Consider the following 12279-nt stretch of genomic DNA (forward strand, 5'->3'; position numbering starts at 1 on the left):
AGATCAGCCCGCCTGTCCCATCCCCGCGGCATTGGGCCAACTCTGAGCATTGGGCCACCCCGTCGCAGGCGCCGGCGCTAGGTTCTGCATCCCGTTGGGACTCGTAGCCCCCCGAACCTGCGCCGCCGTAAGCCCGTTGCGCGCGGGCACACCGGTCGGGGTCGGCCCCTGCGGCATCGGTGCCGGCGCGGGTACGCCGTAGGGCTGTTGGGGCATCTGCTGGGGTACCTGTTGCGGCATCTGCATCGGCATGCCCACCCCGTTCGACTGCTGGTCCGCCATACCGGTCATCGGCATCTGCTGAACCTGCGCGGCGGCAGCCATCGGCTGGAACTGCGGCTGCTGTTGGGGCTGAGGCACAGGCTGCGGCTGCGGCACCTGCATCGGTACGGGCTGGGGCTGCTGCATCTGAGCCGCCGCGGGCATCGGCATCTGCGCGGGCATGCCGACCCCCGACGTCCCCGTACCGAGGAGCGCCTGCGCGGCGAGGTTCTGCATGCCCGCCCCGTTGGTCGCGCCGACCAGGCGGTCCACGGCCGCCGTACCCGAGCTGTAGTTGGTCCCTGTACCCAGCTCGGGTACGGCAGCTCCCCTCCTGGTCCCGTAGAGCACCTGTTCCATGCCGGACACCAGGCGACGCACGTCCGTCTGGGGGCGCACCACGAGCCGCAGGAAGCGGCTGGACGAACCGATCTTGTTGCCGCACTCGCGGACGAGGATGCGGTGCTCGGTGAGCATCCGGTCCCGGACCACGGTTCCCTCGGCGCCGACGGGGAGGCGTACGAAGAGGAAGTTGCCCTGCGACGGATAGACCGTCAGGCCGGGCAGCGCGGAGAGATGGCTCGCCATGTCGAGCCGGTCGCGGCGCACCTGCTGGAGGCTCTGCGCGTACTCCGCGCCGTGCTCCTTGAGGATGAACACCACATGCTCGGCAAAGGCGTTGAGGTTCCACTTGGGAAGCATCGAGCGTATGCGGCCGGCCAGGGCGGGGTTCGCGACGAGGTAGCCGAACCGTATGCCGTGCAGGCCGAAGTTCTTGCCGAGGCTGCGCAGCACGACGACGTTGGGGCGGAGCATCGCCTCTTGTACGACGCTGGGTTCGACCTCCGCGTCCGCGAACTCCAGGAACGACTCGTCGATGATGACGAGGTCCAGGTCGGCCATCGCGTCCATGAACTGGACGAGCGCCTGCTTGTGCAGGAAGCCGCCGTCGGGGTTGTTCGGGTTGCAGATGACCGCGACCTTGGTGTTGCGCTTGCGGATGAACTCGGCGTACTGCGTGAGGTCCAGGACGAAGCCGTTGGACTCCTGGAGCGGGAACATGTCGACCCGCTTGCCGGTCTCCATGGGCTGGTCGGTCCAGCGGCCGAAGGTGGGGACGGGGATGGCGAGTGACTCGCGGACCATCAAGTGGTCGATCCAGGTGATCAGTTCGGTGGAACCGTTGCCCATCGCCACGCAGCTCGGCGGGAGTTGGAGCAGGTTGCAGAGCTCGGCCGTGATGGTGTCGGCGCTGCTCGGGTAGTACGTGATGATCTCGCGCAACCGGGCCGCCATCTCGTCGAACATGGCGGGGGTGGGGAAGTACGGGTTGCACGGGATACAGAAGTCCACGGGGCCGGTGCCGTCGCTCTCACGCGCCAACGCCGCCATCGACGGGCTGTGTGCCGCCGTACTGCGGAACAGCGAGGTGACGTTGGAGTCGGCCAATGGAACCTCCGTATGAAGGCGGGCCCGGTGGGGACGACCGGGCCCGTCGTCTTGGGTGGCCCGCGCGGGGGAGCACGGGCCACCCTTGAATACGGAGACAGGAGTGGCACTGTTCAACGGATGTGAAAATGGTGTGAGTTCGGGAACCCCGGGTCCGAACTATGCGTCAGCTGTGCGTCTTCAGTTGCCGAACGTGTGAATCGTCGACGTCCTGTAGGTCTGACCAGGCCGTAGCACCGTCGACGGGAAGTTCGCGTGGTTCGGCGAGTCCGGGAAGTGCTGGGTCTCCAGGCACAGGGCGTCGCCCTGGCGGTAGGTGTGGCCGCCGGTACCTGTGAGAGTGCCGTCGAGGAAGTTGCCGGTGTAGAACTGCAGCCCCGGCTGGTCGGTGGCGATCTTCAGAGTGCGGCCGGAGTGCGGGTCGTGCAGGGTCGCGGCATGCTCGGGCTTGGCCGTGATGCCCTTGTCGAGGGCCCAGTTGTGGTCGTAGCCCTTGGCCTGCACCTGCTGGACGTGGCCGGCCCGGATGTCGCGGCCGATCGGCTTGGTCTTGCGGAAGTCGAAGGGGGTGGCGGAGACCTTGGCCAGTTCGCCCGTGGGGATCAGCCCCGAGTCGGTCGGCGTGTAGCGGGAGGCGGGGATCGTGAGCTGGTGGTTCTCGATGGTGCCGCTGCCCTCGCCGGCGAGGTTCCAGTAGACGTGGCTGGTCAGGTTGACGACCGTGGCCTTGTCGGTGGTGGCCTCGTAGTCGATGCGCCAGTCGCCGTGCTTGTTGAGCGTGTACGTCACCTTCACCTTGAGGGTGCCCGGGTAGCCCATCTCGCCGTCGACGCTGGTGTAGTAGAGGTGCAGGCCGACGTCGGAGCCGGAGGTGAAGCCCTCCACGTTCCAGATGTGCTTGTCGAAGCCCTGGGTGCCGCCGTGCAGGCTGTTGACCCCGTCGTTGACGGAGACCTGGTAGCTCTTGCCGTCCAGGGTGAACTGGCCCTTGGCGATGCGGTTGCCGTAGCGGCCGATGAGTGCGCCGAAGTACGGGGTCTTCGCCACGTAGTCGGCGATGTTGTCGAAGCCGAGTGACACGTTGGCGTACCGGCCGTGCCGGTCCGGGAGTTCCAGGGACTGGACGACTCCGCCCCACGACAGCACCTTGAGCCGGGTGCCGCCGTTCTCCAGCGACCAGCGGTGGACCTTGCTGCCGTCGGCGAGGGTGCCGAAGAGTTCCTTCACGGGCTTTCTGCCTCCCGAGGCCGCCTGCGCCGTACCCGTACCGAGTGTGCTCGCGGCGATACCCGCTGCCGCGGCTCCTGCAATGACCGTGCGTCTGTTCAGTTCCATCGAGCGGCTCCTGCACATGGAAGGGGCCCCGCCGTGCTGTGCGAATGACAGACGTGCGGGGCCCGAGCTGGACTTACGAACCGGACTTGCGTTTGTTCCACACGTCGAAGCCGACCGCGGTCAGCAGGGCGAGGCCCTTGATGACCTGTTGCCAGTCGGTGCCGACGCTGAGGAGGTTCATGCCGTTGTTCAGCACGCCGAGGACCAGACCGCCGATGATGGCGCCGAGGACGGTGCCGACACCGCCGCTCATGGACGCGCCACCGATGAACGAGGAGGCGATGGCCTCCAGTTCGAAGCCGTCGCCCGCCTTCGGCGAGGCCGCGTTGAGGCGGGAGGTGACCACCAGACCCGCCAGGGCCGCGAGCACGCCCATGTTCAGGAACACCTGGAAGGTGACGCGCTTGTCCTTGACGCCGGACAGCTTCGCGGCCGGCAGATTGCCGCCGATCGCGTAGATGTGGCGGCCGAAGACGGTGTTGCGCATCACGTAGCCGTAACCGGCCACCAGGACACCGAGGATGATCAGGATGATCGGCGCACCGTCGTAGCTGGCGAGCAGCATGGTGAGCCAGGCGATCGCGGCGACGATCGCGACGAGCTTGAGCAGGAACAGCTTGGTGGGTGCCACCTCCAGCGAGAACTCCTGCTGCCGACGCCGGTCGCGTACCTCCTGCCACAACACCGCGGCGATCATCACGAGGCCCAACAGCAGCGTGATGTTGTGGTAGTTGGTGTTCGGGCCGACCGCGGGCAGGAAGCCGTTGCCGATCTTCTGCAGGCCGCCCGGGAAGGGGCCCAGCGTCTGGCCCTGGAGGAGGATCTCCGTGAGGCCGCGGAAGAGCAGCATCCCGGCGAGGGTCACGATGAAGGACGGTATGCCCGCGTAGGCGATCAACAGCCCCTGTACCGAGCCCGCCAGGGCGCCCATCAGCAGGCACAGCACCAGCGCGATGGGCCACGCCACATGGTGATTGACCATCAGGACCGCCGCGAAGGCGCCCACGAACGCCGTCAGCGAACCGACCGACAGGTCGATGTGCCCGGCGATGATGACCAGCATCATGCCGATCGCGAGGATCAGGATGTAGCTGTTCTGCAGCACCAGGTTGGAGACGTTGCGCGGCAGCAGCAGGTCCCCGCCGGTCCAGACCTCGAAGAAGATCACGATCAGACCGAGGGCGATCAGCATGCCGTACTGGCGCATGTTGCGCCGCAGGCCGTCCAGCACAAGGTGCAACAGGCCGCCGCCCGCGGCCGATCCGCTCTTGCCCGGCGGCGCGGGGGCCGGGCTCTTGGCGGTCACGTCCGTGCTCATCGCGTTACCTCTTTGTCCTTCGTCATCTGGCGCATCAGCACTTCCTGCGTGGCCTCGGCCCGGGGCACCTCACCGGTCAGCCGGCCCGCCGCCATCGTGTAGATGCGGTCGCACATGCCGAGCAGCTCCGGCAGTTCGGAGGAGATGAAGACCACTGCCTTGCCCTCGGCGGCGAGTTGGTCGATGACCGTGTAGATCTCGTACTTGGCGCCCACGTCGATACCGCGTGTGGGCTCGTCCAGGATCAGCACCTCGGGACCCGCGAAGATCCACTTGCTGAGGACGACCTTCTGCTGGTTGCCGCCGGACAGCTTGCCCACCGGCTCGAACACCGTCGGCGCCTTGATGTTCATGGACTTGCGGTACCGCTCGGCGACCTGCCGCTCCTCCTGCTCGTCGACCACACCGTGCTTGGCGACCTTGTTCAGGGCGGCCAGGGAGATGTTCCGGTTGATCGTGTCGATGAGGTTGAGGCCGTAGTGCTTACGGTCCTCGGTGACGTAGGCGATGCCGTGTTTGACCGCCTCCGCGACGGACTTGGTCCGGATCTCCTGGCCGTCCTTGAGGACCGTGCCGCCGGCGTAGCGGCCGTAGGAGCGGCCGAAGACGCTCATGGCGAGTTCGGTGCGGCCGGCGCCCATGAGTCCGGCGATGCCGACGATCTCGCCCCTGCGCACATTTATCGACACATCGTCAACTACCTTGCGCTGCTGGTCGATCGGGTGGAACACGGTCCAGCCGCGGATCTCCAGGGCAGGAGCCGCGTCCGCCTCGCCCTCGTGCGGGGTGCGCTCGGGGAAGCGGTGGTCGAGGTCGCGGCCGACCATGCCGGAGATGATCCGCTCCTCGGTCGTCTCCGGCGCCTTCACGTCGAGCGTCTCGATGGAGCGGCCGTCGCGCAGGATCGTCACCGAGTCGGCGACCCTGCGGATCTCGTTCAGCTTGTGCGAGATGATGATGCAGGTGATGCCCTGCTTCTTCAACTCCAGGATGAGATCGAGGAGTTTGCCGCTGTCCTCGTCGTTCAGGGCCGCCGTCGGCTCATCCAGGATGAGCAGCTTCACCTTCTTCGACAGCGCCTTCGCGATCTCCACGAGCTGCTGCTTGCCCACGCCGATGTCGGCGACGCGGGTCTCCGGGTGGTCGCTCAGGCCCACCCGGCGCAGCAGTTCGGTGCCGTGCCGCAGAGTCTCGTTCCAGTTGATGAGCCCGCGCGTGGCGTGCTCGTTGCCGAGGAAGATGTTCTCCGCGATGGAGAGGAACGGCACCAGCGCCAGCTCCTGGTGGATGATGACGATGCCGTGCTGCTCGCTCGCCCGGATGTCGCGGAAGCGGCACTCCTCCCCTTCGAAGAGGATGTCGCCCTCGTAACTGCCGTGCGGATGGACGCCGGAGAGCACCTTCATCAAGGTGGACTTCCCGGCGCCGTTCTCACCGCAGATGGCGTGGACCTCGCCCTGACGGACCGTCAGCGTGACGTCCGACAGCGCTTTTACACCGGGAAAGGTCTTGACGATCGAGCGCATTTCCAGGACGGGTCCCGCCATGGTCGTGCCTACCAATCAAGTGTGGGGTCGGGTGACGGGCCGCGGATCTACTTGAGTTGCGCGTCCGTGTAGTAGCCGCCCTTGACCAGCACGTCCTCGTAGTTGGTCTTGTCCACGCTGACCGGCTGGAGCAGGTAGGCGGGGACGACCTTGGTGCCGTTGTCGTAGGTCTTGGTGTCGTTGGTCTTCGGCGTCTTCTTGTTGAGCACGTCGTCGATCATGGTGTCCGCGACCTTGGCGAGCTCGCGGGTGTCCTTGTAGACGGTCTGCGTCTGGTCGCCGGCGATGATCGACTTCACCGAGGCCAGCTCGGCGTCCTGGCCGGTGATGACCGGCAGCGGCTTGCTTGAGGAGCCGTAGCCGTCCGACTTCAGCGCGGACAGGATGCCGATGGAGATGCCGTCGTAGGGCGACAGCACCGCGTCGACCCGGCCGCTCTTGTAGGAGCCGGTGAGGATGTCCTCCATGCGGTTCTGCGCCTTGGTGCCGTCCCAGCGCAGGGTGGTGACCTTGTTCAGCGCGGTCTGCCCGGACTTGACGACCAGCTTCTTCTGGTCGATGTACGGCTGGAGCACGCTCATCGCGCCGTTGAAGAAGTACTTGGTGTTGTTGTCGTCGTTCGAGCCGGCGAACAGCTCGATGTTGAACGGGCCGTTCTTGCCGCTGTCCAGACCGAGCTTCTGGACGATGTAAGTGGCCTGGAGGACACCGACCTTGGTGTTGTCGAACGACGCGTAGTAGTCGACGTTCTTCGTGCCGAGGATGAGGCGGTCGTAGGCGATGACCGGGATCTTCGCGTCCGCGGCCTCCTGGAGCACGTTGTTCAGCGACTTGTTGTCGATGGCCGCGATGATCAGGCCCTTGACGCCCTGGGTGATCATGTTCTCGATCTGCGAGACCTGGGTGTCCGGGTCGTCCTCGCCGTAGACCAGCTTGGTCTTGTAGCCCTTGGTCTTGAGGTCGCTGACCATGTTGTTGCCGTCGGAGATCCAGCGCGCGGAGGACTTCGTCGGCATCGCGATGCCGATCGTGCCGCCCTTGGCACTGCTCTCCTTCTCCTTGCTGCCGCCCGAACCGCTCTGCCCGCATGCGGACAGGGTCAGCGCGAGGGTGGCGGCGCCGGCTATGACGGGGAGGGCGCTTCTGCGGATGCGCATGTGAACTGGCCTCATTCTTCTCGTCGTTGAGAGGTGCAGCGAGCGTGGGGGGTGGTTCGGGATGCGGGGTGGTGCGAGTTGGGTTGTGTGGTGCGGGGTGTGCGGGTTGTGTTGTGTGGTGCGGGCCCGGTGGGGGCTGGTCGCGCAGTTCCTCGCGCCCCTTCGGAAGCGGGCCTGTGTTGGAGAGGTGCGGGTGGTGCCGGTTGTACGTTGGTGCGGGTTCGGTGGGGGCTGAGCGCGCAGTTCCCCGCGCCCCTTGAGTGCCGGCCCGGGTTTTCAGGGGCGCGGGGAACTGCGCGACCAGCCACAGGCGGCCCGCAGCCCCCGACGCTCACCCCGTGGCACTCTCGGTCGGGAAACGGTTGAGGGAGCCCGGCAACCTGGAGCCCAGCGGAGCCATGTCGCCGTCCGCGCCGTGCCTGGCGAGCAGGTCCAGGGCCAGCCGGCCCCGACGGACCCGCTCCCGTGCCGTGTCGAGGGTGACGTCTCGCAGGTGGGTTCCCCACGGGTAGATGCTGGGGGCCTTGGAGAGGCCGAACTTCAGGTACAGCGGAGCGCCTCGGCGGATCAGTTCCGCGACCTCGTACATCCGGATGTAGCCACCGAGGTCGTCCGGCGCCTCGATGTACATGTCCATCGGAGCCGCCGACACCCGCCGGATCTCGGTGAGGTGATCCAGCGTCAGATCGCTCGGTACGTTGAGCGAGTCGGCGCCGAGCTTCTCGTACACCGCGTACGCCGCCGGGTTGACCGGACCGATCAGCGCCGACACCTTCAGCGTCGTGTCGGCCGGAATGATCCCGGCCACCCGTGCCCGGTGCAACGTCCACAGCACGCCCTCGTCGGCGACGAGCAGGCACTTGACGCCCAACTCCGTTGCCCGCACGGCGTCTTCGACACACCCGGCGACCGCGTCGTGGCCCCGGGCACGCAGACCGCCGCCACGCGAGTCGGAGCGGACCGAACCCCCGATGTCCCACGTCCCGCGCGGACCGGTGAACAGGCAGAGCTCGATGTCGCGTTCGGCGGTGGCCTCCACCATCTCGGTGATCTCGGCGTCGGTCAGCATCCACACACCGCTGCCCTGGCTGATCCGGTGGATCGGCACGTCCAGGCGCGAGGACTCCTTGAGGATGACCGCCAGCGCCTCGGGCCCCTCGCACGAGGGGATCTCGGTGCGCCAGCGACCGCCGTCCGGGAAGGTGTGGGTCGAGGCGTCGGCGGGGTCGAGGGCGGGCGCGCCCAGGCCGAGCGCGGAGAGCGCCTGCTCCCCGGGCCTGCGGGCTGCCGTGGCGGTGTCGGTCACTTGCTGTCCTTCGCGTTCGGTATTTCGGACAAGGTTCGCGGCTCGGGGTACGGAAAGGCTCTGGTGGTGCGCCGGCACGGGGTGGTCAGGTCACCCCGTGCCGGCACACGGCTGGGGTTTCCTACGGCCGGAGCAGCACCTTGCCGACCTTGGGATCGCCGGACCCCACCAGCTCGATGGCCTGCGGGAACTCGGCGAGCGACAGCTCATGGGTGACCAGCGGAAGCGGATCGAGCAACCCGGCCCCGAACACCCGCACCGTGTGCGCCCAGGCGTCCGGCGGCGCCCCGAAGACGGTGTGCACCTCCAGCTGCCGTACGACGAGATCGGTCGGGTCCAGGCCCTCGGCGCCCGGCGCGGGGATGCCGGTGAGGACCAGGCGCCCGCCGCGCCGGAGCAGCGAGGCGGCCGTACGGGCCGCGTCCGCGGAACCGGCGGTCTCGATCACCACGTCGAAGTCGTCCGGGAGGGGTTCGTTCTTCGTACGGAAGTCCGTGGCGCCGAACTGCTCCGAGAGGGCCGCCCGGTCCGGGCGTGAACCCACGACGAGCAACTCGGCGGGGGAGCCCGCCTTCAGGAACTGGATCGCGAACATCCCGAGCGTGCCGGTGCCGACCACAGCGACCCGCTCACCCGGCCGTGCGTTGGCCTTGAGCGCGGCAGCCGCGATGCAGGCCGCCGGTTCCAGCAGGGCAGCCGCCGTCAAGTCGGCCTCGTCCGGGAGGACATGGAGGAGCCGGGCGGGGAGCGTGAGCGTGGTGGCCATCGCCCCGGGCTGGGTGAAGCCGGTCTCCTCGTAGCCCGCCGTGCACAGCGTCGTCTCGCCCGCGTGACAGCGGTCGCAGACCTGGCAGTTGCGGAAGCCCTCGCCGACGACCTTGCGGCCCACGAGAGTCGCCGGCACCCCGGCGCCGACCGCCTCCACCGTGCCGGACCACTCGTGGCCCGGGGTGAGGGGGTAACGGACGTAGCCCTCGGGCCTGTTGCCCTGGTACACCTCGCGGTCGCTGCCGCAGATGCCGACCGCGTGGACGCGTACCAGCGCCTCGCCCGCGTCCGGCCGCCGCGGCTCGTGCGAGGCCAGCCGGTGCTCGCCCGGTGCCTCGATGACGACCGCGGTGCTCACTTCGAGCCCTTCGGCTTGCGCTGCTCCCAGCCGTCCGCCCACAGGTCGAACCGCGCCTGCTGCTGCGGGAACTCGGCCGCCGCGTCGGTGTCCAGCTCGACCCCGAGACCAGGCGCGTCCGAGAGGTGGAAGTAGCCGTCGATCACCTGCGGGGCGCCCTTCACGACCTTCTTGATGTCCGCGTCCGCGAAGTCGTTGAAGTGCTCCAGGATCTTGAAGTTCGGCGAGGAGAAGCCGACTTGGAGCGAGGCGGCGGTCAGCACCGGTCCGCCCACGTTGTGCGGGGCGACGAGGACGTAGTGCGCCTCGGCGGTCGCGGCGAGCTTCCGCGTCTCCCAAATACCGCCGATGTGACCGACGTCGGGCTGGATGATGTCGACGGCCTGGCTCTCGAACAGCTCGCGGAACTCGATCCGGTCGTGGATGCGCTCACCCGTGGCGATGGGGATGTCCACCTTCGCGGCGACCTTCTCCAGCGCCTTCAGGTTCTCCGGCGGAACCGGCTCCTCCAGCCACGCGGGCTTGAACTGCGCGAGTTCGTTCGCGAGCCGTACCGCGGTGGACGGCGAGAACCGGCCATGCATCTCCAGCATCAGCTCGGCGTCCGGACCGATCGCGTCCCGCACGGCCTCGATGAGGGAGACCGCGTACAGGGTCTGCTCGTGGTCGAGCTCGAAGTGCCCGGTGCCGAAGGGGTCGATCTTCAGCGCCTTGTAGCCGCGCTCCATGACCCCCTGGGCGGCCTTGTGATAGGCCTCCGGGGTCCGCTCGGTGGTGTACCAGCCGTTCGCGTACGCCTTCACCTTGTCGGTGACCTTGCCGCCGAGCAGCTGCCACACCGGGACGCCGAGGGCCTTGCCCTTGATGTCCCAGCACGCCATCTCGATCACGGCGATGCCGGACATCACGATTTCACCCGCGCGCCCGTAGTCGCCGTACTTCATCCGGCGTACGAGGTCTTCCACCGCGAACGGGTCGGAACCGAGAATGTGGTTTGCCTCGGCCTCGCGCAGGTAACCGATCAGCGCGTCGGTGTGGCCCAGCATCCGGGTCTCGCCGACGCCGGTGACGCCCTCGTCGGTGTGCACTTGGACGTACGTCAGATTGCGCCATGGCGTCCCGACCACGTGCGTACTGATTCCCGTGATGCGCACGGCAGCTGCCCCCTGTGCTCTTCAGTGCTGTTCGAAATATCGGCTCACGTTCGAAATGCTGGGCAGACAGTAAGGACGGCGGGGCGGGGGTGTCAATGGGTCGAACAAGTAACGGTTTCAGCAAGGAGCGTGATCGACATACCGCTCGGCCGCGTCGGTTCGTGTCGATTCTTGTCGTTTGCCGCCGCGTCCCTACACAACTTTCACAGGCCTGACTATGAACGTTGCCTGTCAGGAACTTACTCTTCCCGCGTCATGGACTACTGCCACCCCTGCGGCCGGCACCTGAACGGCGCCCTCGCGTGCCCGGGGTGCGGCGCATCAGCCGAAGCATCAGCCGAATCAACTCAGGCCCACGCACGTGCAGTCGACGCACCCGACGCCGGGGCCGGTGCCGTACGCGACGACACGCGTGAGGCGGGCGACGAGGACGGTGCGCCTCAGGGACGCGCCGCGCGGCGGAAGAGCCGCGGACGCGGGCGGGCCGGCGGCGGTAGCGGTGGCGACAGCGGTGACTTCGACGGCGACGGTGACGGCGACACCGAGGGGCCGGACGGTACGGCGGGCGGGAGCCGTCGCGATCGCAAGGCCGCGGCCCACCGTCGGCGGCGGCGCCGGGTGCTTCTCATAACGGCCGGTTTCGTACTGGCGGCGGGCGGCCTGAGTCTGGCGGAGCTGGGCACGGACGCGCCGTTCTCCAACCAGAAGTCCGCGGCGCCGGGCGTATCCGCGGAGGGCGGGGCGGACGCGGAGGCCGGCGAGACGGCGGAGCCCCTGGACGCCACGAAGACCGTGGGGACCAGCGCGGGCACGGAGTCCCCGGACGCCTCGGCATCCCCGTCCGCGTCGCCTTCGAAGTCCGCGAAGGAGACGAAGGATCCCGAGGAGTCGCTGACCCCGACGTCGGGCGACGGCGCCACGTCCCCCGCGTCCACGTCCACGACCGACCCGACGACCACCACCCCGTCCTCGGAACCCTCGTCCTCGGACCCGAGCCCGACACCGTCGCCCACGGAGACGTGCAAGCAGATCCTGTGGTGGTGTTCCTGAGCCGCTCGGCTCGGATGCCCCTGGGCGGCTCGGTTCGGACGCCCCGTGGGTGGCTCGGCTCAGACTTCCAGCATCCGTCGTAGCAGCCCGCGCAGCGCCAGCCGCTCCTCGTCCGACAACCCGGCCAGCGGCTCGCGTGCGAACCGCAACGACTCGCGGAGGCTACGGGCCACCCGGCGCCCCTCGTCCGTGGCCGCCGCCAGCTTCACGCGCCGGTCGGCGGGGTCGGGGCGGCGCTCCACCAGGCCGCGCGTCTCCAGCCGGTCCACGATCCCCGTCACGTTCGACGGCTCGCACTTCAGCTTGCGCGCCAGCTTGCGCATCGGCAGCGGCTCCAGGGACAGCAGGCTGAGCAGCCGGGCCTGCGCCCCGGTCAGCGCGTGGTCGCCCGCCGCCTCCTCGTAGTCCGCGTAGAACCGCGCCACGACATCGCCGATCAGCTCGACGACCTCCATGGTCACGGGGTCGGAGCGGCGCGTCTTTTCGGGTGTGGCCATGCAGTGAAGCGTACCCCGTTACTTGACATCATGAAATATTCAGAGGCATGGTTGTTTCAGGTACTGAAGTATTTGGCAG

Annotated in this window: 11 protein-coding genes; 1 reads left to right on the plus strand and 10 read right to left on the minus strand. The window is 68.0% G+C overall.

Features of this window, described 5'->3' with window-relative positions; translation table 11 throughout:
• Window positions 1–3: 3 nt before the first annotated feature.
• The 9 genes from OG714_RS35070 to OG714_RS35110 form a co-directional block, all read right to left on the minus strand.
• A complete protein-coding gene (locus tag OG714_RS35070) occupies window positions 4–1710 on the minus strand; it encodes a pyridoxal phosphate-dependent aminotransferase (RefSeq protein ID WP_406127083.1) in 1707 nt (568 codons plus the stop codon).
• Window positions 1711–1890: 180 nt separating this feature from the next.
• A complete protein-coding gene (locus tag OG714_RS35075) occupies window positions 1891–3045 on the minus strand; it encodes an aldose epimerase family protein (protein ID WP_406127085.1) in 1155 nt (384 codons plus the stop codon).
• A 73-nt stretch (window positions 3046–3118) separates the two neighbouring features.
• Window positions 3119–4363 carry a multiple monosaccharide ABC transporter permease gene (gene mmsB / locus OG714_RS35080; RefSeq protein ID WP_406127087.1) on the minus strand — a complete coding sequence of 415 codons (1245 nt, stop codon included), beginning with the start codon at window positions 4361–4363 and terminating at the stop codon, window positions 3119–3121.
• Entirely contained in the window at window positions 4360–5910 is a 1551-nt protein-coding gene (mmsA, locus tag OG714_RS35085; RefSeq protein WP_406127089.1) for a multiple monosaccharide ABC transporter ATP-binding protein, read from the minus strand. Before mmsA ends, mmsB begins: the two co-directional genes overlap by 4 nt.
• A 47-nt stretch (window positions 5911–5957) precedes the next feature.
• Window positions 5958–7067, minus strand: coding sequence for a multiple monosaccharide ABC transporter substrate-binding protein (chvE, locus tag OG714_RS35090; protein WP_406127090.1), 1110 nt, complete (start codon window positions 7065–7067; stop codon window positions 5958–5960).
• Between the two features lie 331 nt (window positions 7068–7398).
• A complete protein-coding gene (locus tag OG714_RS35095; protein ID WP_406127092.1) occupies window positions 7399–8373 on the minus strand; it encodes a hypothetical protein in 975 nt (324 codons plus the stop codon).
• 121 nt (window positions 8374–8494) lie between these two features.
• Window positions 8495–9499, minus strand: a complete 1005-nt coding sequence (locus OG714_RS35100; RefSeq protein WP_406127094.1) for a zinc-binding dehydrogenase — start codon at window positions 9497–9499, stop codon at window positions 8495–8497.
• On the minus strand, window positions 9496–10653 hold the full coding sequence (locus tag OG714_RS35105; protein WP_406127095.1) for a mandelate racemase/muconate lactonizing enzyme family protein: 1158 nt from the start codon (window positions 10651–10653) through the stop codon (window positions 9496–9498). Before OG714_RS35105 ends, OG714_RS35100 begins: the two co-directional genes overlap by 4 nt.
• A 342-nt stretch (window positions 10654–10995) precedes the next feature.
• Window positions 10996–11253, minus strand: coding sequence for a hypothetical protein (locus OG714_RS35110; protein ID WP_406127097.1), 258 nt, complete (start codon window positions 11251–11253; stop codon window positions 10996–10998).
• Between the two features lie 18 nt (window positions 11254–11271).
• On the opposite strand from OG714_RS35110, the gene OG714_RS35115 reads away from it, so the two are divergent.
• The gene (locus OG714_RS35115; RefSeq protein ID WP_406127099.1) at window positions 11272–11703 is read left to right on the plus strand and encodes a hypothetical protein; all 432 of its coding nucleotides are present in this window, start codon (window positions 11272–11274) and stop codon (window positions 11701–11703) included.
• Between the two features lie 59 nt (window positions 11704–11762).
• On the opposite strand, the gene OG714_RS35120 is transcribed toward OG714_RS35115, so the two are convergent.
• Window positions 11763–12200, minus strand: a complete 438-nt coding sequence (locus OG714_RS35120; RefSeq protein ID WP_318016110.1) for a MarR family transcriptional regulator — start codon at window positions 12198–12200, stop codon at window positions 11763–11765.
• Between the last annotated feature and the right edge of the window lie 79 nt (window positions 12201–12279).

Origin of the sequence: Streptomyces sp. NBC_00989 (assembly GCF_045162655.1) — a bacterium.
GTDB lineage: Bacteria > Actinomycetota > Actinomycetes > Streptomycetales > Streptomycetaceae > Streptomyces.

Coding starts and splice junctions, on each gene's coding strand:
- OG714_RS35075 (WP_406127085.1), bottom strand. CDS start 3,045: ATGGAACTGAACAGACGCACGGTCATTGCAGGAGCCGCGGCAGCGGGT.
- mmsB (WP_406127087.1), bottom strand. CDS start 4,363: ATGAGCACGGACGTGACCGCCAAGAGCCCGGCCCCCGCGCCGCCGGGC.
- mmsA (WP_406127089.1), bottom strand. CDS start 5,910: ATGGCGGGACCCGTCCTGGAAATGCGCTCGATCGTCAAGACCTTTCCC.
- chvE (WP_406127090.1), bottom strand. CDS start 7,067: ATGCGCATCCGCAGAAGCGCCCTCCCCGTCATAGCCGGCGCCGCCACC.
- OG714_RS35120 (WP_318016110.1), bottom strand. CDS start 12,200: ATGGCCACACCCGAAAAGACGCGCCGCTCCGACCCCGTGACCATGGAG.